At 68.9% G+C, this 19,848-nt stretch carries 18 protein-coding genes; 12 read left to right on the top strand and 6 right to left on the bottom strand.

Features of this window, described 5'->3' with window-relative positions:
• Window positions 1–148: 148 nt before the first annotated feature.
• The 4 genes from EV651_RS36505 to EV651_RS36490 all read left to right on the top strand — a co-directional run bounded on the left by EV651_RS36505 (window position 149) and on the right by EV651_RS36490 (window position 3,806).
• Window positions 149–970, top strand: a complete 822-nt coding sequence (locus tag EV651_RS36505; RefSeq protein ID WP_133789904.1) for a tryptophan 2,3-dioxygenase — start codon at window positions 149–151, stop codon at window positions 968–970.
• Between the two features lie 61 nt (window positions 971–1,031).
• Window positions 1,032–1,652 (top strand): hypothetical protein, encoded by a 621-nt coding sequence (locus EV651_RS36500; protein ID WP_133789902.1) that lies wholly within the window; start codon window positions 1,032–1,034, stop codon window positions 1,650–1,652.
• 133 nt (window positions 1,653–1,785) lie between these two features.
• The gene (locus EV651_RS36495; RefSeq protein ID WP_133789900.1) at window positions 1,786–2,469 is read left to right on the top strand and encodes a response regulator transcription factor; all 684 of its coding nucleotides are present in this window, start codon (window positions 1,786–1,788) and stop codon (window positions 2,467–2,469) included.
• Between the two features lie 2 nt (window positions 2,470–2,471).
• Entirely contained in the window at window positions 2,472–3,806 is a 1,335-nt protein-coding gene (locus tag EV651_RS36490; RefSeq protein ID WP_133789898.1) for a HAMP domain-containing sensor histidine kinase, read from the top strand.
• Here EV651_RS36490 and EV651_RS36485 read toward each other — a convergent pair.
• Entirely contained in the window at window positions 3,787–4,677 is an 891-nt protein-coding gene (locus tag EV651_RS36485) for a LysR family transcriptional regulator (RefSeq protein WP_238157425.1), read from the bottom strand. The genes EV651_RS36490 and EV651_RS36485 overlap by 20 nt on opposite strands.
• 70 nt (window positions 4,678–4,747) lie before the next feature.
• Here EV651_RS36485 and EV651_RS36480 point away from each other — a divergent pair, with 70 nt between their 5' ends.
• The 3 genes from EV651_RS36480 (at window position 4,748) to EV651_RS36470 (ending at window position 7,799) form a co-directional block, all read left to right on the top strand.
• Window positions 4,748–5,944 (top strand): acetyl-CoA C-acetyltransferase, encoded by a 1,197-nt coding sequence (locus tag EV651_RS36480; RefSeq protein ID WP_133789896.1) that lies wholly within the window; start codon window positions 4,748–4,750, stop codon window positions 5,942–5,944.
• Between the two features lie 31 nt (window positions 5,945–5,975).
• Window positions 5,976–6,746: a CoA transferase subunit A gene (locus EV651_RS36475; RefSeq protein WP_133789894.1), complete on the top strand. Its 771-nt coding sequence runs from the start codon at window positions 5,976–5,978 to the stop codon at window positions 6,744–6,746.
• A gap of 108 nt (window positions 6,747–6,854) precedes the next feature.
• Entirely contained in the window at window positions 6,855–7,799 is a 945-nt protein-coding gene (locus EV651_RS36470; RefSeq protein ID WP_133789892.1) for a hypothetical protein, read from the top strand.
• 58 nt (window positions 7,800–7,857) lie between these two features.
• On the opposite strand, the gene EV651_RS36465 is transcribed toward EV651_RS36470, so the two are convergent.
• The 4 genes from EV651_RS36465 to EV651_RS36450 are packed head-to-tail and all read right to left on the bottom strand — an operon-like array spanning window position 7,858 to window position 12,369.
• A complete protein-coding gene (locus tag EV651_RS36465) occupies window positions 7,858–9,150 on the bottom strand; it encodes a glycoside hydrolase family 32 protein (RefSeq protein WP_166658905.1) in 1,293 nt (430 codons plus the stop codon).
• Window positions 9,151–9,197: 47 nt separating this feature from the next.
• Entirely contained in the window at window positions 9,198–10,037 is an 840-nt protein-coding gene (locus tag EV651_RS36460; RefSeq protein ID WP_133789890.1) for a carbohydrate ABC transporter permease, read from the bottom strand.
• Window positions 10,034–10,966, bottom strand: coding sequence for a carbohydrate ABC transporter permease (locus tag EV651_RS36455; RefSeq protein ID WP_238157424.1), 933 nt, complete (start codon window positions 10,964–10,966; stop codon window positions 10,034–10,036). Before EV651_RS36455 ends, EV651_RS36460 begins: the two co-directional genes overlap by 4 nt.
• Window positions 10,966–12,369 (bottom strand): sugar ABC transporter substrate-binding protein, encoded by a 1,404-nt coding sequence (locus EV651_RS36450; protein ID WP_133789887.1) that lies wholly within the window; start codon window positions 12,367–12,369, stop codon window positions 10,966–10,968. Before EV651_RS36450 ends, EV651_RS36455 begins: the two co-directional genes overlap by 1 nt.
• A gap of 160 nt (window positions 12,370–12,529) precedes the next feature.
• On the opposite strand from EV651_RS36450, the gene EV651_RS36445 reads away from it, so the two are divergent.
• From EV651_RS36445 to EV651_RS36430, 4 genes are all read left to right on the top strand, one after another.
• On the top strand, window positions 12,530–13,588 hold the full coding sequence (locus tag EV651_RS36445; RefSeq protein ID WP_133789886.1) for a LacI family DNA-binding transcriptional regulator: 1,059 nt from the start codon (window positions 12,530–12,532) through the stop codon (window positions 13,586–13,588).
• Entirely contained in the window at window positions 13,585–14,997 is a 1,413-nt protein-coding gene (locus tag EV651_RS36440; RefSeq protein ID WP_133789884.1) for a glycoside hydrolase family 32 protein, read from the top strand. The genes EV651_RS36445 and EV651_RS36440 overlap by 4 nt, the downstream gene beginning before the upstream one ends.
• 41 nt (window positions 14,998–15,038) lie before the next feature.
• Window positions 15,039–16,001, top strand: coding sequence for a family 43 glycosylhydrolase (locus EV651_RS36435; protein ID WP_133789882.1), 963 nt, complete (start codon window positions 15,039–15,041; stop codon window positions 15,999–16,001).
• A gap of 75 nt (window positions 16,002–16,076) precedes the next feature.
• A complete protein-coding gene (locus EV651_RS36430) occupies window positions 16,077–16,775 on the top strand; it encodes a hypothetical protein (protein WP_133789880.1) in 699 nt (232 codons plus the stop codon).
• Window position 16,776: 1 nt separating this feature from the next.
• Here the strand turns inward: EV651_RS36430 and EV651_RS36425 are convergent, their stop codons facing one another.
• Window positions 16,777–18,132 (bottom strand): NAD(P)/FAD-dependent oxidoreductase, encoded by a 1,356-nt coding sequence (locus EV651_RS36425; protein ID WP_133789878.1) that lies wholly within the window; start codon window positions 18,130–18,132, stop codon window positions 16,777–16,779.
• Window positions 18,133–18,367: 235 nt separating this feature from the next.
• Between EV651_RS36425 and EV651_RS36420 the strand changes: the two genes are divergently transcribed.
• On the top strand, window positions 18,368–19,840 hold the full coding sequence (locus tag EV651_RS36420) for a DHA2 family efflux MFS transporter permease subunit (protein WP_133789876.1): 1,473 nt from the start codon (window positions 18,368–18,370) through the stop codon (window positions 19,838–19,840).
• The last annotated feature ends 8 nt before the right edge of the window (window positions 19,841–19,848 follow it).

The following is a 19,848-nucleotide window of genomic DNA, read 5'->3' as shown; positions in this document are numbered from 1 at the left end:
AGCGACCGACCTAGACCGTCACCCCGGCTCCCGCCGAGTCCCAACAGCAAGCACCATATCGGTGCCCACAGCAAGGATGGTGCCCTAGTGACCGGTCCAACGAACGAATCGCTGACCAGTCACGAAGTGGTCGGCTAGTCTCCGTCACATGAGCACTGGTGACGGGGTTGCTGGACAGTGGGGCGGAGTCGACGTGCACTTCGGCGAGGAGGGCGGCCGGCTCACGTACGGGAGCTACCTGCGGCTGGCCGACCTGCTCGACCAGCAGCGGCTGGAGTCGGACCCGCCGGCGCATGACGAGCTGCTGTTCATCACGATCCACCAGGTGTACGAGCTGTGGTTCAAGCAGATCCTGCACGAGCTGACCGCGTCCCGGGACGCGATGCTCGCCGGGGAGCACTGGCTGGCCGAGCACCTGCTCCGGCGGGTGCACACGATCGAGCGGGTACTGACGCAGCAGGTGGACATTCTCGAGACGATGACGCCGCAGGACTTCGGTGAGTTCCGGCACCGGTTGTCGCCGGCGTCCGGGTTCCAGTCCGTGCAGTTCCGGGAGATCGAGTTCCTCTCCGGCGCGAAGGATCCGTCCTTCGTACGCCGTTTCCGCGGGCTGACCGCGGTTGAGCAGGACCGGTTGCGGCGCCGGCTGGAGGAGCCGACGCTCTGGGACGCGTACCTCGACGTACTGCGGAAGGGCGGCTTCGACACCGACTCCGAGGACGCCATCCGCGACGCCCTTCGCAAGATCGCCGGCGACCGCTCGCACTACGCCGCCATCTGGGAACTCGCGGAGGCCCTGGTCCAGCACGACGAACTGGCCGCGGCGTGGCGCGCGCGACACGTGGTCATGGTCGAGCGCATGATCGGCACCAAACCGGGCACCGGAGGCTCCTCCGGAGCCGCCTACCTCCGCAGCCGCCTCGACCTCCGCTACTACCCCCTCCTCTGGAACCTCCGCAGCAACCTCTGACCCTCTCCGGAAAGAAGTCGCCGACAGTTCCGGACCGCCCCGGCCAGATGGGAGCCAAGTGGTGAAGCTCTACTCCGATCTACGGGTTCAGCGGTTCGGGCAGGTTGTCGGGGATCTGATGCTCGCGGCGTGGGTGTGGGCGTGTGTGGAGTTGGGGCTGCTCGTCTACCGGGTCACCGATGCGCTTGGGGCGCCGGGGCGGAAGGCGGCCGAGGCGGGGGACGGGCTCGCGGGCGAGCTGCACCGGATGTCCGAGCCGATCGGGAAGGTGCCGGCGGTCGGGGATCAGCTACGGGCCCCGATCGATGGGGCTGCCGGTGCCGCGGGGAAGCTGGCGCAGGCGGGGCGGGACCAGGCGCATGCGGTGGAGCAGTTGGCGTACGTGCTCGCGGCCGTCACGATCGGGTTGCCGGTGCTGTTCGCCGTACTGATCTGGGTGCCGCGGCGGATCCGGTTCGCGCGGCGGGCGGGCGCGGCGCAGCGGTTCATCGACAACGCGGCGGACCTGGACCTGTTCGCGCTCCGGGCGATGGCGAACCAGCCGATGCACAAACTCGCGAAGATCTCCGCCGACCCGGTCGCCGCCTGGCGCGACGGCGACCGCGAGGTCGTCACCGCCCTGGCCACCCTCGAACTCCGCAGCACCGGCCTGAAGCCGCCCCGGAGCTCCACCACTCAGTAACCTTCCCCGACACCCGGTGAACCCGGCCCGCCGAGCGTGGCCGAGGGAGTAGGCGCGAGGTTGATGAGTGGCTGACGTTCGCTTAACCCCGGCTTGAGGCTCGCGGGCAGGGGCGGCGGTTACGCTCAACAGCATGGCGCGGGTGCTGCTGGTCGAGGACGATGATGCGATCCGGTTGTCGTTGGGGAAGTCCCTGACGGCGGCCGGGCATGTGGTCTCGGCAGTCGCGGCCGGCGCCGACGGGATTGCCGCGGTCGCGCGGGAGCGGCCGGAGGTTCTGCTGCTCGATCTCGGGCTGCCCGACCTTGACGGCCGGGACGTGCTCGCGATGGTCCGGGCGGTCAGCGATGTGCCGGTGATCGTGGCGACGGCGCGGGACGACGACGCGAGCGTCGTGCGGCTGCTGGACGCGGGCGCGGACGACTACGTGATCAAGCCGTTCAGCGCGGCGCAGATGGATGCACGGATTCGCGCCGTACTGCGGCGGCTCGGGCAGGACCCGCAAGAGGAGTCGACTGTCGAGATCGGCGGGCTGCGGATCGATCCGCGCAGCCGGGAGGTGACGGTGGACGGCTCGCCGGTCGACCTGACCCGAAAAGAGTTCGACCTGCTCCTGGCGTTGTCTCGTCGGCCCGGAGCCGTGGTGACGAAGCGGGAACTGCTCGCGGAGGTCTGGGGGCTGCCGTGGGGCGGCGGTGACCGGACCGTCGACGTCCATCTGTCGTGGTTGCGCCGGAAGCTCGGCGAGACGGCCGCCGCGCCGCGGTTCCTGCACAGTGTTCGCGGCGTCGGGATCAAGCTCGCGGTGGACGGCTGAGCATGCGCCGTCGGATCCTGCTGCTGTCGGTGGGCATGACCACGTTGGTCGTGCTCGCTTTCGCCGTACCGTTGGTGATTCTGCTGCGCAGTACGACGGCCAACGAGTCGAAGGACAAAGCGCGGTACCTGACGGAGAGCGTCGCGTACTACGTCGGCGACAAGAACCACACGAACGACGACATCACGGCGTACCTCGACGGCCTGCCGGATCATGCGGGCCGGATCTCGGTGCGGATGCCGGACGGCACGACGCTCGGCGATCCGCCGCCCGGTGGGGTGCCGACGCCGAAGAACATGCCGGCCGGGTACGGCGACCGTGACGGTGAGGGGGACGGTGACGGGGAGGGCAAGGGCCCGCCGAAGATCGGCGACGCGGACTACCGCGACGTCGGCGGCGGTCTCGCGGTGGAGGTCAGCGTCGGTACGCCGCACGGTGCCGCCTCAGTCTGCCTCTACCTGACCGGCGACGAGCTGTACGCCGGTGTGGTGCCGAGGATCCTGATTCTCGTCGGCGGGAGTCTGGTCGTGCTGCTGCTCAGCATCGCCGGCGCCGAACTGGTGTCACGTCGGCTCGCGCGCCCGTTGGAGGAGACGGCGAGTACGGCGGAACGTCTGGCCCGCGGCGACATGGACGCCCGCGCCCCGACGACCGGACCGGCCGAGGTCGCGAAGGTCGGCTCCGCGCTGAACGGTCTCGCGGATCGGATCGACGAGGTGATAGCGGTCGAACGCGAGGCAGTCGCGGACCTGTCGCACCGCCTGCGGACGCCGCTGACCGCGCTGCGCCTGCAGGTCGAGGCGCTGCCGGACCGGGAGAGTGCCGAGGAGCTGAACACCCAGGTCAACAGCCTCGAACGGACACTGACCGCGGTGATCAGTGCTGCTCGGCGACCCCAGCGTGAGGGCCGCGTTCCGCACTCGGACGCGGTCGAGGTGACGCGTCAGCGGGCCGCGTTCTGGGAGCCGCTGTTCGAGGACCAGGGCCGCGAGCTCGCGCTGGACCTGCCGAACGTGCCCGCGGCGGTGCGCTCCTCCGGCGAGGACCTCGGCGCGGCACTCGACGCACTCGTGGAGAACGTCGTAGCGCACACCCCCGACGGGACACCCGCCCGGATCACCCTGACCCGCAAGGACGGCGTCGTACGGATAGTTGTTGCCGACAACGGTCCCGGCATCCCCCTGGGCGCGGGCGAACGCGGCCGCAGCGACCGCGGCTCCACCGGCCTGGGCCTGGACATAGCCCGCCGCTGCGCCGAAGCCGCCGGCGGCACCCTGACCCTCCACCGCAACGAAGTCGTCCTGACTCTCAGAGCTGTTACTGAACCAGACCTTTGAGGACGGATAAAGCGCGCTCCAGGTGCGGGGCTTCGTCGTCGGCTCGGGTGGCGGCTGCCAGGCCGATGGTCGGTGAGCCGGTGAGTGGGCGGTAGGTGACGCCTGGGACCAGGAGTTCGGCTACAGGTGCGGGCACGATCGCGATGCCGAGTCCGGCGGCGACGAACGTCACCAACGTGGACGTTTCCGCGACCTCGTGCCGGACTCGCGGTTCGAATCCGGCCTCTCGGCAGCGGGCGAGCACGGTGTCGTGCATCACCGAACGCCCGCCACCGGCATGGATCACGAAGTCTTCGTCTGCCAGCTCCTCGAGCCGTACCCGCCGTCTGCCGGCCAGCCGATGCCCGTCCGGTACGGCGACGATCAACGGATCGGCCCGCAGTACTTCGACCCGTAGCGACTCGTCGTCGACCGGCGGCCGCAGCAGCCCGAGGTCGATCCGCCCGTCCGCGAGGGCCCGCGCCTGATCGGGTGCGAGCATCTCGCCCTGTACGGCGACCTCGAGATCCGGAAGCTCCTCGCGCAGCGTCCGGACCAGCTGCGGCAGCAGGCTGTACGTCGCCGAGCCGACGCACCCGATCACCAACCGCCCCTGCAGGCCGGCCGCGACCCGCTGCGCCTCACCCGCCGCGGACGAGACCGCCGCGATGATCTGCCGCGCCCGCACCAGGTAGGACTCGCCCGCGGGCGTGAGCTCCACGCGTCGCGTCGTACGGCGAAGCAGCTGCAGGCCCAGCTCGCTCTCCAACCGGCGGATCTGCTGGGACAGCGGCGGCTGCGCCATGTGCAGGCGGGTCGCGGCGCGACCGAAGTGCCGTTCCTCGGCGACGGCGACGAAGTACCGCAGGTGCCGGAGCTCCATGCGATCCATACTCGCAGAGTCTTTATCCTGCGTAAATCAGTATTTCTCCATATCGGTGCCGCCGCCTACCGTCGAGGGCATGAGCGATGTGGTGATCTGCGAACCGATTCGTACCCCGGTGGGCCGTTTCGGCGGCGTTCTGTCCGCGCTGTCGGCGGCCGACCTCGCCACCGTCGCTCTGACGGCGCTGGTACGGCGAACCGGTCTGAGCGAAGGTGATGTCGACGACGTCGTTCTCGGCCAGTGCTATCCGAACGGCGAGGCGCCCGCGATCGGGCGGATCGCTGCCCTCGACGCCGGCCTCGGCGTCGGCGTACCGGGTGTCCAGGTGGACCGCCGGTGCGGCTCGGGTCTCCAGGCCGTGCTGTACGCCGCGGGCATGGTCGCGACCGGCGCGGCCCGTGTGGTGGTTGCCGGAGGCACCGAATCGATGTCGCAGGTGGAGCACTACGCCGTCGGCCTGCGCACCGGCGTCCGCGGCAACGTGGAGCTGAACGACCGCCTGATCCGGGCTCGCGAGACCGCGGGCGGAAAGTATCACCCGGTGCCGGGCGGCATGCTCGAGACAGCCGAGAACGTACGGCGGGAGTACGGCATCTCGCGGCAGGAGCAGGACGAGCTCGCGCTCCGCTCGCACCAGCGGGCCGTCGCCGCGCACACCGAGGGCCGCTTCGCCGACGAACTGGTACCGGTGGAGGTCCCCAAGCGCGGCCTGATCACCGCGGACGAGCATCCCCGGCCCGACACGTCACTCGAGGGCCTCGCCGCTCTTCGGCCCCTCATGGTGAAGGACGACCCGGAAGCGACCGTGACCGCCGGCAACGCGAGCGGGCAGAACGACGGCGCCGCGGTCTGCGTCGTCACCACTCGCGACGAGGCCGAACGCCGTGGCCTGCGTCCGCTGGTGAGGCTGAAGTCCTGGGCAGTCTCCGGGGTCGGGCCCGAGGTGATGGGGATCGGCCCGGTCCCGGCCGTCGCCGCCGCGCTCGCCCGCGCCGAGCTGACCCTCGACGACCTCGACCTGATCGAGCTCAACGAAGCCTTCGCCGCCCAGGTGCTCGCCTGCCTGCGCGAATGGAAGATCGAACCGCTCGACGATCGCCTGAACCCGAACGGCTCCGGCATCTCCCTGGGTCACCCGCTCGGCGCGACCGGCGCCCGTATCCTCGCCACGCTCTCCCACGAACTCCACCGCCGCAACGGCCGCTACGCCCTGGAGACACTGTGCATCGGCGGCGGCCAGGGCATCGCGGCTGTTCTCGAAGCAGTCCGATGACCGCACCGGCCAACCTTCTGGAGGCAGGCTCATGAGTCTCGACAAGGTCTTCGCCACGCCGGCCGAGGCGGTCGCGGACATCGCGGACGGTTCGAGTCTCGCGGTCGGCGGGTTCGGGCTGGCCGGGATCCCGTGGTTCCTGATCGAGGCGTTGCTCGAGCAGGGCGCGAGCGATCTGACCGTGGTGTCGAACAACTGCGGTGTCGACGGTGCGGGCCTGGGGCTGCTGCTCGAACGCGGGCGGATCAGCCGGGTGATCGCGTCGTACGTCGGGGAGAACAAGGAGTTCGCGCGTCAGTACCTCGCGGGGGAGTTGACGCTCGAGCTGACGCCGCAGGGCACGCTCGCCGAGCGCTTGCGCGCGGGCGGGTCCGGGATCGGGGCGTTCTTCACCCCGACCGGTGTCGGCACGCTGGTCTCGGAGGGCGGGCTGCCGTGGCGGTACGCGCCGGACGGCACGGTCGCGGTCGCCTCACCCGCGAAAGAGGTGCGGACGATCCGGGGTCGGGAGATGGTGCTGGAGGAGGCGATCGTCACCGACATCGCGCTGATCCGCGCCGCGGTCGCCGACCGGTCCGGCAACTGCGTCTTCCACGCGGCCGCCCGGAACTTCAACCCGGTCGCCGCGATGGCAGGCCGGCTGACGATCGTCGAGGCGGAGCGAGTCGTCGAAGTCGGCGAGCTCGCCCCGGACGCGATCCACCTCCCAGGCGTGTTCGTACGTCGCGTTGTACCGCTGACGCCGGAGCAGGCCACCCGCAAGAGCATCGAGAAGCGCACCACCCGAAAGCCTGAATTCTGAGCGCAGACGATTGCAGGTAGCTGCAATTTTCTCGTCGGTGGCCCGCAGGCTCGGCTATAGTCGGCGCGATCTCGAGCTCTTCGAGACGTTTTGGAGGGGGAACTCCTTATGAAGTTGCAGCGCCTTGCGCTCTCTCTGGCCGGTGTCGGCCTGATTTCGGCTGTGGCCGCATCTGTCCCGGCTACTGCTGCCACACCGGACGGCACGCACTCCTGGGCTGCCAAGACCGCGCCGACGACCAAGGCGGCGACCGTCGACTCCTGCGTGACCTCGATCGCGTCGCCGAGCGCGGCCGGGATCGTGGACGGCGTGGACGTCGTGGCCAGCCGCCCGGTGAAGGTCTACCCGTACGGCGACCCGATCAAGTTCGTCGGGACCCGCGCCAACGCGACCTGGTACCTGGCGTCGAACGCCTCGGCGACCCAGTTCTACTACTACGGCCTGATGCTGCAGGGCGGGAGCCTGTACCGGCACACGACGTACATTCCGGACAGCAAGCCGCCGGTGGCGACCTTCAAGAGGGTCGGTTCGGGCTGGACCAGCTTCAAGTCGATCGCCACGTCGAACTACAGCATCGGCCTGCCGCGGCACGCGTACCTGTACGGCCTGAACACCAACGGCAGCCTGTACCGGTACTCGATGGTCGGCGCCGGCTTCAAGGCGCTCGGCCCGATCCCGGGCTTCCGCGGCTTCAAGGCGATGACCGTCCTCAGCGAGAACGCGACGTACGACACCCTGCTGATGACCACCAACGCCGGCGCGCTGTGGACTGCCCACATCCCGGTCGCGGCCGGCGCCAAGCCGGTGATGAAGCTGATCCGCTCCTCCGGCTGGTCGGCGTACGAGTCGCTCGTCGTCTACGGCTGCGGCGACCGCGGCGGCTCGCTGGTCGTCGGTGTGGACCGCGACACGAAGTCCGGCTACCTGTACGGCATGAGCAAGGCGAACGGTTCCAAGACTGCCTTCCTCTCGTACGGCAAGGTGCCCGCCACGTTCAACGGCGTCGACGCGGTGTCGATCACCACGCACTACGACCAACTGGTCGGCGAGTAGTCACATCCGCTCAAGTGCTGGCCGGGGCCGTGTGCCTCGGCCAGCACTTCTGCTTGTGTCAGCGGGCGAGTGTCCAGTAGTGGGCGTCGGCCGGAGCTTCGACTCGCCACTTGGGGGACGCGGTCGGGTACACGCGGGTGCTGAGGACGCGGCCGGCGCTGGTGAAGACCTCGAGGGTTGAGCCGTCGAGGATGATTCGGGCGGCTGGGCGGTCGGATGCGGGGTCGAAGGCGTCGGTGGCCTGCATGCGGCCGCCGTGGGCGTGGGGGCTGACACTGGCTTGGGTGCGGTCGATGGTGAGGACGTCGGCGTCGAGTTCGATCACCACCCGCTCTTGGTCGCTGAAGTGGATGACGACCTGCCCGGGGCTTTCCGGTACGACGATTTCGCACTGGGCGCCCGTCGACGCACCGTCGGCGGGTGAGCCATCGCCGACGCGGAGGGTGTCGAGCGTTGGTACAGGCGCGCTGCGGAGCGACGAGTCCGAGCCGAGCCAAACCACTCGAGGCAGTGAGATGACGCCCGCCCAGTCGTCGGTCCACCCCTGCCGATCCCGTCCCTCGGTCAGCCAGCCGAACAGCAGCGGCCCGAACCGGCTGTCCCGCACGGCCGATGCCGCGTAGAAGTTGGTCCCGTGATCGACGCGCCGCGGAACCACCGGTACGTCGACATCGAACGACAGCACGTCAGCGGGCCCACCTTCCGGCGACCACGACCCGACCACCGCGATCCGGCGGCCGTCGATCGTGAGCATCTGCGGACATTCCCACGCGGCCCCGGTGTCGTCACCGTCCACGACGCCGCGGGGCAGTTCGGCGAGTGGACCGGCGTACGTCCAGTTCTCGAGGTCGGTCGAGCGGTACGACGGGATGCTCGCCCCACGGTCGACGTACCCGGCGCCGACGACCATCCACCAGCTGCCGTTCTCCTGCCAGACAAAGGGATCGCGGAACATGATCGCGTCGGACGGGTCAGGGACCGCCTGGTGCGGCGGGCCGAACGACGCGCCGCCGTCGTCGGACACGGCGGTGAGCACCGACTGGTACGGGCGTCCCTCGATGTGGCCCGAGTAGAACGCGCGGACCCGTCCGTCGTCCAGGACCGTGTTGCCGGACCAGCAGCCGTCGGTGTCCGGCCCGCCCGGCTGCGGCGCCATCGCGGGGCGGTGCAGCGTCCAGCGCACGTAGTCGGGTGAGGTCACGTGCCCCCACTCGACCGGTACGTGGTGATCGAGCGTCGGCCGCGACTGGAAGTACAGGTGTACGTCGTCGCCCACTTCGATCGGGCCGTTCGGGTCGTTGAGGTATCCGCGGGGCGGCCGGACGTGGAACGCGGGGCGGAGATGCGCCACCGCGCCAGGGTCCTGTTGAGGCGATCGAGCCGCGGACTTGGTCTGGGTCACCGTGATGCTCCTGCCGTGATGCCTGCGATGAAGTATCTCTGGGCGAAGATGAACAGCAGCACGCTCGGCAGGATCGCCAGTACGACGCCCGCCAGCACGACCGAGATCGAGCCGGTGCCGAGGTTCCCCTGCAGACCGACCAGCCCGAGCGGCAGCGTGAAGTTGTCCTGCGACTGCAGGAAGATCAGCGGCCGGTAGAACTCCGCCCAGAAGCCGGAGAAGTTCAGGATCGCGAGCGTCGCGATCGCCGGACCGGCCATCTTGGCGTAGATCATCAGGAACGTCTGGAAGTGACCGGCGCCGTCGATCCTTGCCGCCTCGCCGAGTTCGCGAGGCATCTGCATGAAGTACTGCCGCATCAGGAAGGTGCCGAACGCGCTGCCGAGTGCCGAGACCACCAGCGACAACGGACTGTCGGAGAGCCCGAGGTACCGGATGATCACGAACACCGGGATGATGATCGTCTGCAGCGGCACCATCATGGTGGCCAGGAAGATCCCGAAGATCACCGAGCGCCCCGGGAAGCTGACCATCGCGAACGCGTACCCGGACAGTGTGCAGGTGATGGTCTGCCCGACCACGATCAGCCCGGTGACGACCACGCTGTTGAAGAAGAACCGGCCGATCGGGATCCGGTCGAAGACCGCGCCGTAGTTGGAGAAGTCCGGATGCAGCGGGATCCACTGCGGTGGGTTGCTGAACGCCTCGGCCGGCGTCCGCAGCGACGTGGTGACGGTCCACAACAACGGGCCGAGGGCAATCATCGCGGCGATCACCAGCACCGCGACGCCCGTGATCCGGCCGATCCTGGCCAGCGTTCCGGTGGATTCTGTCATTGGTAGAACACCAGCTTTCGTGCCGCGAGGAACTGCAGCCCGGTGATGACCAGGATCGCCGCCAGCAGCACGATCGCGATCGCCGAGCCGTACCCGAACTGCAGGTTCTGGAAGCCCTTCTGGTACATCGAGATCGTCACGGTCGTGGTCGCCGATCCCGGACCGCCCTTGGTCATGATGTACGGCTGGTCGAACAGCTGCATCGCGTTGATCAGGGCAACGACCGCGGCGAACAGGATCGTCGGGCTGATCAACGGGATCTTGATCCGGAACAGCGTCCGCAACGCCCCAGCGCCGTCGATCTGCGCGGCCTCGAGTACGTCGGTGGGGACCGACATCAGGGATGCGACGAAGAGCACGAACGTGAACCCGATCTGCTGCCACACCGCGATCAGCACGATCGTCGCGGCCGCCCCGAAACCGCTGGTCAGCCACGGCACGTTCGGGATCCCGAGCAGGCTGAGGTAGTAGTTCACGACCCCGAACTTGTAGTCGAACAGGTAGCCCATGAAGATCGACACGGCCGCTGTGGACGCGAGTAGCGGCAGGTAGAACGCCGTACGGAACAACGTCCGTACCCACACCAGCTTGCGCTGGTTGACCAGGACGGCGAGCCCGAGGCCGATGGTCAGCTGCAGTACGACGATCGCGAGCGCCATCCCCAGCGTCACGCCGAACGACTTGAGCACCGGCCCGTCGGTGAACAGCCGCCGGTAGTTCTCCAGGCCGACGTACTCCGGTGTCGAGATGACGTCCCAGGAGAAGAACGACAGACCCAGCGAGGCGACGATCGGGATCGCGGTGAAGATCGCGACGAACAGCACCGACAGCCCGATCATCGCGAACCCGAACCGCGCCTCTCCGTGCGAGGACGGGTGACCGCGCCGCTTCACGACGGCTTCGCGCACCTCCGCGGTGACGGCAGCCATCAGCTCGCTCCTGCGGCTTTCTCGAGGTCGGACTGCAGCCCGTCCAGAGCCGCCTTCGCGTTGCCGGACGAGATCGCCTGGGTGGTGCGCTGGTTCAGCGCGGTCGCGAGCGCGTTGTAGTACGGCGGGGCCGGGATCGGGGCCGTGTCCGGGTGCTTGGTCAGCGTGTCGTAGAAGACCGACCAGTGCTTCGGACCGGTCTTGGCGTACCGCGCGGCCGTCACCAGGGACTTGCGGCCGGGCGTGGTCACGTTGCCCGGGAAGACCAGGTCGAAGGTCTCCGGCTTCACCAGCAGCTTCAGGACCTCCCAGGCCAGGTCCTTCTTCTTCGACGACTTGAAGATCGCGTACCCGCCGGCGCCGAACAGGTGCCGCTGGCTCTTCCACCTCGGGAACATCGTGACGTCGAAGCTGCCGTTCTTCATCCCGGCGTTGGTCAGGCCGCCGGCCCAGAACCCGCCGCCGATCGACATCCCGATCCGGTTCGACGCGAACAGGCCCTGCAGGGTGCCGCCGCCGCCGACGTCGGGCGACGGTGACAGACCCTTCTTGGTCAGCTCGATCATGTAGTTGAGTGCCTCGACGGTAGCGTCGGAGTTCGCGGTCGGTGCGCCCCACTTCCAGCCGCCCTTGCGGCCCGCGGCGGCCGCGTCACCGGCGTACGCCTTGTTCCACAGCCAGTCGCCGCCGTCGTACTTGCCCTCCTCGAGCAGGTTGGCGTTGTTCGCGTACATGAACGACGTCCAGCTGCCCCACAGCCGAACCACCCAGCCGAAGGCGTTGATGCCCTTGAACTTGGCGATCTTGGTGGCCGCGGTCTCGAAGTCGTCGAGGGTCCAGTCCGCGCTCGGCGGTACGACGCCGGCGCGCTGGAACAGGCCCGTGCTGTAGAACATGTTCCCGGCGTTGAAGCTGTCCGGGAGCTCCCACAGGTGGCCCTGGTACATCATCGACTCGACCAGGGCCGGGTGGATGTCGGCGAAGTACTCGTTGAGCGCGTCCAGGTCCTTGGTGACGTAGTCGTCGAGCGGGACCGCGAGTTCCTTCGACGCCATCAGTTGCAGGCCCTCGGTGGCGACGCTGATGATGTCCGGCGGGGTCCCCGCGGCGATCTGGGTCAGCACCTTGGCCAGGAAGTCGTTCCAGTCGGTGCCGTTGATGGCGGAGATCTCGAACTTGATGGTCGAGTCGAGCTTCGCGATCTGCGGCTGCAACCGGTTCTGCAGCTGGGTCGCCTGCGCCTGCTCGCCGAAGTACAGCATCTTCAGCGACTTCGACGAGCCGCCGCCGTCCTTGCTGCAGGCGGCCAGGTCGGCCAGCGCGGCGAGCCCGAGCCCACCGGCTCCGGCCTTCAGCAGCGTACGGCGGGCGAGCGAGCCTCCGGGCGGATTCATACCTGTCATGAGGGTTCCTCCTTGACCGCTCGGGCGGCCCGGCGCGCCGCCCAATACGTATTGACCCGGGACGGTAGCAGCGGTGTACGGTGGTACGCAATACGTATTGGGCCGATCTGTGATAGTAAATTGACGGCGGCCGCCGAGCCGCGCACCGTGAAGGGGGACCATGGCGAAGAAGTCGGACGGCCGGCCGAAACGCGTCACGATGACCGACGTCGCCAGACGCGCGGGGGTGTCCCAGCCGACGGTCTCGTTCGTGCTCAACGACCGCCGCGACGTCGCGGTGGCCGAGGAGACCAGGCGGCGCGTGCTCCAGGCCGCGGCCGAGCTCGACTTCGTCCCGAACCGGGCGGCCCAGCTGCTGCGGTCGAACAAGTCGTTCACCGTCGGCGTCGTGACCAGCGGGATCGTCTCCCAGCCGTACGCCGGTCTGATCGTGCTCGGGCTGCAACAGGTCGTCCAGCCGGCGGGTTACGTGTGCATGGTCGTCGATACGACCGACGACCCGGGCCAGGGCGACGACGCGGTGGCGAGCCTGGTCGGGCAAGGGGTCGCCGCGATCGTGTACGCCTCGCTCTCGCCCAAGCCGTTGCACCGCAGCCCGCGCCTCGACGGGATCCGGACGATCTTCGTCAACTGCTGGCCCGAGGAGGGGCACGCCGACACGATCCTGCTGGCCGACGAGTACGCCGGCGGGCGCGCCGCGGCGGCGTCCGTCTTCGAGCGCGGGCATCGCGAGGTCGCGTTCCTCGGCGGCATGCGGAACGACTACGCCTGCAAGGAACGCCGACGCGGATTCGACGACGCTGCGCGGGCGGCCGGTCTGCGTCCGGCCGATCTCGTGCATCGGTACGGCAACTATCAGATCGGGAACGGTTACGACCTGGCGACCGAGGTCATCACCGAGCACGCCCCGACGGCTTTGGTCTGCGGGAACGACCGGATGGCGATCGGTGCCCTGCTCGCCCTGCACGCGCTCGGGCTGGAGTGCCCGCGGGACGTCAGCATCGTCGGCTTCGACAATCAGCCCGATGTCGCGGACCAGGTCCGGCCCGGCCTCACGACCGCCGAGCTGCCGCACCTGATGCTGGGCCGACGGGCCGGTGAGCTCGTGGTGGCCGGCCCGGATGATGCGCCCGAGCGGGTGATCGTCGAGTGCCCGCTGATCGAGCGGGATTCGGTGGGTGATCCGCCGCGCCGGCGACCACGGGTTACTGCGAAATGATCCACTGGCGCCCGTCGTCGGGCTTCGTCGGTGATGTGATCCCGTTCAGTCACGCCGGCCGGATCTGGCTGTTCTACCTGCTGGACGAGCGTCCGGAGGATCCGACCGCCGGTGCGAGTGGGATGCCGTGGGCGTTGGTGTCCACCACGGACTTCGTGCAGTACACGGATCACGGCGTCGTACTGCCGGCCGGGGATCGGGAAGCGGTCGATTTCGACTGCTACACGGGCAGTGTGGTTGCCGATGGCTCTCAGCTGCATCTCTTCTACACCGGGCACAATCCGCGGCGCGGGGACGCGAACGGCTCGTACCAAGTCGTCTGTCACGCCGTCAGCGACGGCGATCCGACGCGATGGACCAAGCAGCCCGAGCTCTCTCTCGGTGCGCCTGCAGGCTTTGTGCCGCAGGACTGGCGGGATCCGTTCGTGTACCGGACCGCAGCCGATGAGCCGTGGCAGATGGTCTTGGCGGCGCGGTACGCCGATGCGCCGGATCGCCGGTGTGGTGTTGTCGCGCGATTGACCTCGGTCGACCTGGAGCAGTGGACGATCGCGGAGCCGTTGTGGGAGCCGCACCGGTTCATCACGCAGGAGTGCCCGGACGTCTTCCAGTGGGGCGACTGGTGGTACCTGGTGTACTCCGAGTTCACCGATGCGTTCCAGACCCGTTATCGGATCGCGCGCGGGCCGGACGGTCCGTGGCTCGCGCCCGGGCGTGACACCGTCGACGGGCGGGCGTTCTACGCGGCCAAGTCGGTCGAGCACGAGGGGCGCCGGTTCTTCATCGGCTGGATCCCCACAAAACAAGGGGATTCCGATACCGGCCGGTGGGAGTGGGCGGGCGATCTCGCCGTACTCGAGGCACATCAGGAGGACGACGGGACGCTGGCGTTCGGTCTCCCTGCGGAGGTCGTCGCGGCGTATTCCGACGTACAGCAGGTGAAACTCGACGTCGAGCCGGCGCTTGATCGGTACGCCGCGTGGGTCGGGGAGGTCGCGCCGGAGCGGTGTCTGATCGCGCTGACCGTTGACGTCGAGGCCGGCACGCAGGCGTTCGGGTTGTTGCTGCACGCCAGTGCGGACGGGGAGGACGCCACGGTCGTACGACTCGAACCGCAACGCGACCGCATCGTCCTCGACCGCTGGCCCCGCGGCCGAACAGGCCCCGCCCAATGGCAGGTCGACGGCGACATCCCGTACGTCGTGGAACTCGAGAGGGCCTGTCCCCTTCCATCCGGTCGGCATACGGTGCAGGTACTGCTCGACGGCACAACCGGCCAGGTCGTCGTAGACAACCGAGTGGCCCTGACCTTCCGCCGCTACGAACTGGGCCCAGGCCACGTCGGCCTCTTCGTCACGGACGGTGCTGTAGACCTCGTAGAACTCCAGGTGGCCCGGCGGGCGGGTTAGATTGCGAGAACCTCGTCCGCCCAGGGTTCTTGGAGGTTCTCGTGCGTCGTCTTGTGCTGGCTGTTGTGATGGCCCTCGTGGGGCTGATCGTTGTGCAGCCGGGGGCTGCACAGGCTGCTGCGGGGCCTAATAGTGTGCGGCGGGTCGGGAGCGAGGAATTCGCCGATCCCGGGTTCGCGTATCTCGGCTCGAAGTACTACCTGTTCCGGACCGGCGCTGGATACGGCACGCGCTGGACGACGAGCGGTGGCTGGTCGGCGATCCACAAGTCGATGGCGACGATCCCGGCCTGGGTCGACCACAGCAAGCCGCTGCTGTGGGCGCCGGAGGTCTTCCAGAGCTCGGACAGCCGCGGCGCGTTGTACGTCATGTACTTCACCGGCGAGTCCGCGTCGCGGCATGTGCACTGCATCGGCGTCGCGACCTCCCGTCATCCGGCAGGGAACTACACCCCGGGCTCGAAGCCGATCGTCTGCTCGCCGTGGGTTTCGCGCGGGTACGAGGCGATCGATCCGGCGGCGTACCGGGCCAAGGACGGCAAGCGGTACCTGATCTACAAGAGCGACTACCGCAACGCGTCCGGCTTCCAGATCCGCGCGGTCCAGATGGACACGCAGACGGGGAGCCGCGTGGTCGGCAAGAGCATCGCCAAGATCGTCAGCTCGACGAAGATCGAAGGCCCGTCGGTGATCGCGCACGGCGGCAAGGTGTGGCTGTTCGCCTCCCGCGGCGACTACATCAACTGCTCCTACAACACCGACGTGTGGTCCGCGAGCAGCTTCTGGGGCGGTCGCTTCACTCGCGTGAAGACCCTCATGACCACCAAGTCGACCCGCCTCTGCGGACCGGGTGGCGCCACCGTCATCAACGTCGGCGCGACCACTCGGATCGCCTTCCACGCTTACGTCGACGCGAACCACAACGGCGTGAAGGACTCGAGCAAGCGCCAGGCCTACACCGGTGTCCTCAAGTGGGACGGCGCCGGCCGCCCGTACCTGGCCTGACCGAGGTCGGATCGCGGGTTGCCGACCGACGCCGCCTGCGCGGTGCCCCGCGACTCGTGTGCCAGGGTGGCTTGCATGAATGATGAACGGACGCGGCAGACCCGTCCGGCTGAGCCCCGGTTGCCGGCCGCGGTCGCGGTGATGGCGGCGATCGGGCTGTACACCGTTCTGCCCAGCGCTCTGCAGATCGGGCCACGGTTCGTGATCCCGGTGCTGGAACTGCTGTTGTTCGTTCCCCTCGTGCTGGCCAACCCGCGCCGGATGAGCAAGGAGAACCGCTTCCTGCGGCGGCTGTCGATCGGCCTCGTGCTGCTGATCGCGTTGTCCAACACGACTGCCCTCGTGCTGCTGATCCGGTCGCTGGTGGCGGGAGAGGCGACAGCGGGTGGTCAGTTGCTGGCAGCCGCCGGCCAGGTGTGGCTGACGAACGTTCTCGTGTTCGCGCTCGCGTATTGGGAGCTTGATCGGGGCGGTCCGGTCTCGCGCTTTCGGGTCGACCGGCCGGGACTCCCCGCTGCCGACTTCCGGTTTCCCCAGGACGAGGACCACGACGCGATCAGTGAAGTGGCGCAGCGGTCCTCGGCCAGGTCCGGCTGGACCCCGGGGTTCATCGACTACCTGTTCGTGTCCGTCACCAACTCGTCGGCCTTCAGCCCCACCGACACCATGCCGCTGACCGTTCGGGCCAAGCTCCTGATGGCCGTCGAATCGGTCTCGGCCCTGATGCTCTCGGTCCTGGTCGTCTCCTTCGCCGTCGGACTCCTCGGTCGCTGACTCAGCGGGCGGCGATCTGGGTTTCGAGGTCGCGCAGCGCGTGCAGGAAGGCTTCGGAGAACGTCGGGAACGGCTGGATGACGTCGAGGAGCACGGGCAGCGGGACCTTCGCGCGAACGGCGAGGGTCGCTTGTTGCAGCCATTCGCCGGCTTCCGGGCCGACGGCGTACGCGCCGGTGATCACGGTGCCGTCGGAGACGAGGGTCAGGAAGCCCGGCTGGGTGTCGTACGAGCGCAGGTACGTCGAGGTTCGCGGCACCCCGGACAGCTGGATGGTCGCGGTGAACGCGCCGTCCGCGGCACCGACGGACGCGGCCTGCGGGTAGCTGTACACGACGCGCGGCACCGCTTCGTAGCTCGCCGTACGTGAGGTTCCGAGGATGTTGCTTGCGGCAACACGGCCCTGGTACTCGCCGACGTGGGTCAGCTGCCAGAGCCCGGTGACGTCGCCGATCGCCCAGATGCCGGGTGCCGCCTGCAGTGTGTCGTCGACCGGGATGCCGCGTGGGTCGGGATCGATGCCGACGGTGTCCAGCCCGATGCCGTCGACGCGCGGCCGGCGACCGGTCGCGACCAGGATCCGATCACCCGTCACCTGGGTCCCGTCGCTGAGGTCGACGACGTACGTCGATCCCGCGAGCCCAGCTCGCTCCACGCCGGTGCCGACCCGGACGTCCACGTTGTCCGCGGCGAGTGCGGTGGCGATTGCCTCGCCGACCGCTCGCGGCTCACGGGTCAGCAGGTGTTCGCCGCGCTCGAGGAGCGTCACGGCCGTGCCCATCCGGGCCAGCGCCTGACTCATCTCGACACCGGTGGCGCCGCCGCCGAGGACGAGGAGCCGATCCGGCACCTCGACCATCCCGGTGACGTCGCGATTCGTCCACAGGCCGGGCAGCTCCGCCAGCCCGTGGACCGGCGGGATCATCGGGTCGGCGCCGGTCGCGACCACGATCGCGTCGGCGGTGAAGGTCCGGTCGTCCACCGCGACCGTGTGCGGACCCGCGAGCCGGCCGTGACCGCGCAGTACCTCGATGCCGGCGCCCTTGGCCCACGAGACCTGCCCTGAGTCGTCGTAGCCGGACACCATGAAATCCCGCCACGCCAGGGCCGCGGCGACGTCGAGGGAGCCGGTGACGGCCTCCCGGGCACCAGGCGCGTCGAGGGCCTCGGCCAGCGCCTCGCCCGGGCGCAGCAGGGTTTTCGACGGGATGCAGGCCCAGTACGAGCACTCGCCGCCGAGCAGTTCCCGCTCGACGACGGCGACGCGCGCCCCGCCCTTGGCCAACGTTGCGGCGCAGTGTTCTCCCGGGGCGCCGGCCCCGAGCACGATCACGTCGTACTCGTGCTTCCTGTCCATCACGGACTCCCTTCGCTCGGGTCCAGATTCACCCGGACCACGCGCCCGTCGGGCCAGTGAGTGTCCCTGGTCCCCGGCAACCAGTGACAGTCACGGGGGTGATCTCCGCCGCGGAAGCCACATCGTGGAGGCGAGAACATCCACGAGCCGGAGGCGGAGATGGAATTCCTCGTCACGATGACCGCGCTGTCGCCGCACCCGAACGGTCCGGCGGCGGCTGACGGGAGGGTGTGAGATGACAGCCAGCGACGAGCGGGCGGCGTACTCGGGGGTCGCGGTGCGTGGGCGGGCCGGCGCGCTGCTGATCGCGGCGACGGTACTCGCCTCGATGGTCGGCTTCATCGACGCGTACATGGTCAACGTCGCGATTCCGGCGATCGGTCGCGACCTCGGGACCGGGGTGAGTGGGCTGCAATGGGTTCTGACGGGCTACCTGGTGACCGTCGCCGCCCTGCTTCTGCTCGCCGGTGCGCTGGCCGATCACTTCGGCTGGCACCGGATCCTGATCACCGGTCTGGTCGTGATGCTGATCGGGTCGCTGTGCTGTGCGGCAGCCCCGAACATCGCGGCGCTGATCGCCGCCCGGGTCGTGCAAGGAGCCGGTGGAGCGATGGTCGTCCCCAGCAGCTTGGCCTTGCTCAACGGCACCTTGCGCCCGGCGGACCGTGCCAAGGGGATCGGCATCTGGGCGGGGCTGTCGACCCTCGGTACGACGCTCGGTCCGTACGGCGGCGGGTGGCTGATCGACCATGGCTCCTGGCGGTACGTGTTCCTGCTGAACGTTCCGCTGATCGCAGCAGCGTTGTGGGTACTGCACGGCGTACCGGAAGTCAGCCGCCCACGCCGGGCGCTCTCGGTCGACGTGACGGGAGCTCTGCTGACCGTCCTCGGGCTGGGCGGTGTCATCTATGCGCTGACCGCGGGACCAGAGTCCGGATGGGGGAGCACCAAGGTGCTGGTGCCGGGTGCTGTCGGCGTGGTCTGCCTGGTCGTACTCATTCCGCTGGAGCAACGGCGGCCCGCGCCCATGGTGCGTACGGTGCTCTTCCGGATCAAGCAGTTCGTCGCGATCAATGCCGCGACTGTCCTCTTCTACGGAGCCCTGTCGGCGGCGAGTTACCTGGTCGTCCTGCAGTGCCAGCTACAGCTGGGTTACAGCGCCACCCAGGCAGGTGCGGCGCTGATCCCGGAGTCAGCCGTCTTCCTGCTCGTCTCGCCGTTCGTCGGCGGCCTCGTGGCACGCGTGGGCGTTCGTGGACCGATGGCTGTCGGCATCCTGATCGTGGCCGGTGGATTCGCCTGGTTGTCGGCGGCGAGCCCCGGCGAGAGCTACCTGCACGCGATCCTGCCGGGCGCTTTGCTGTGGGGTCTCGGTATCGGTCTGACCGTCGCTCCGCTAACGGCCGGCGTACTGGCTGCTGTCGACGACACCGACCTGGGCGAGGCATCCGCGATCAACGACGCCGCGTCCCGGGTCGGCGGCGTCGTCCTGATCGCGCTCGTACCTGCCCTGCTAGGCGTCGGCGGCTCGGACGACCTCGTCCAGCCCCTCGCACACGGCTACCAGACGGCGATGCTCGTGATGGCGGGCCTGAGCGTCGTTGCCGCGCTGATCACCTTCCGGTATGTCGCCCGCGGCCGCCCGCCAGCCACGCAACTGCCGGCGACGCCGCGCGTGCACGGGTGCGCGGTACCGGTGTCCAACTGACCTGATGA

Source organism: Kribbella sp. VKM Ac-2571 (genome assembly GCF_004362255.1).
In the GTDB taxonomy this organism is placed as follows: domain Bacteria; phylum Actinomycetota; class Actinomycetes; order Propionibacteriales; family Kribbellaceae; genus Kribbella; species Kribbella pratensis.
This window is presented reverse-complemented; position numbering and strand designations above follow the sequence as displayed.

What these genes read in the sequence shown, in the direction of transcription:
- EV651_RS36480 (WP_133789896.1), top strand. Translation starts at nt 4,748, where the DNA reads ATGAGCGATGTGGTGATCTGCGAACCGATTCGTACCCCGGTGGGCCGT.
- EV651_RS36445 (WP_133789886.1), top strand. Translation starts at nt 12,530, where the DNA reads ATGGCGAAGAAGTCGGACGGCCGGCCGAAACGCGTCACGATGACCGAC.
- EV651_RS36450 (WP_133789887.1), bottom strand. Translation starts at nt 12,369, where the DNA reads ATGACAGGTATGAATCCGCCCGGAGGCTCGCTCGCCCGCCGTACGCTG.
- EV651_RS36420 (WP_133789876.1), top strand. Translation starts at nt 18,368, where the DNA reads ATGACAGCCAGCGACGAGCGGGCGGCGTACTCGGGGGTCGCGGTGCGT.
- EV651_RS36475 (WP_133789894.1), top strand. Translation starts at nt 5,976, where the DNA reads ATGAGTCTCGACAAGGTCTTCGCCACGCCGGCCGAGGCGGTCGCGGAC.
- EV651_RS36425 (WP_133789878.1), bottom strand. Translation starts at nt 18,132, where the DNA reads ATGGACAGGAAGCACGAGTACGACGTGATCGTGCTCGGGGCCGGCGCC.
- EV651_RS36440 (WP_133789884.1), top strand. Translation starts at nt 13,585, where the DNA reads ATGATCCACTGGCGCCCGTCGTCGGGCTTCGTCGGTGATGTGATCCCG.
- EV651_RS36505 (WP_133789904.1), top strand. Translation starts at nt 149, where the DNA reads ATGAGCACTGGTGACGGGGTTGCTGGACAGTGGGGCGGAGTCGACGTG.
- EV651_RS36490 (WP_133789898.1), top strand. Translation starts at nt 2,472, where the DNA reads ATGCGCCGTCGGATCCTGCTGCTGTCGGTGGGCATGACCACGTTGGTC.
- EV651_RS36495 (WP_133789900.1), top strand. Translation starts at nt 1,786, where the DNA reads ATGGCGCGGGTGCTGCTGGTCGAGGACGATGATGCGATCCGGTTGTCG.
- EV651_RS36470 (WP_133789892.1), top strand. Translation starts at nt 6,855, where the DNA reads ATGAAGTTGCAGCGCCTTGCGCTCTCTCTGGCCGGTGTCGGCCTGATT.
- EV651_RS36460 (WP_133789890.1), bottom strand. Translation starts at nt 10,037, where the DNA reads ATGACAGAATCCACCGGAACGCTGGCCAGGATCGGCCGGATCACGGGC.
- EV651_RS36430 (WP_133789880.1), top strand. Translation starts at nt 16,077, where the DNA reads ATGAATGATGAACGGACGCGGCAGACCCGTCCGGCTGAGCCCCGGTTG.
- EV651_RS36455 (WP_238157424.1), bottom strand. Translation starts at nt 10,966, where the DNA reads ATGGCTGCCGTCACCGCGGAGGTGCGCGAAGCCGTCGTGAAGCGGCGC.
- EV651_RS36485 (WP_238157425.1), bottom strand. Translation starts at nt 4,677, where the DNA reads ATGGATCGCATGGAGCTCCGGCACCTGCGGTACTTCGTCGCCGTCGCC.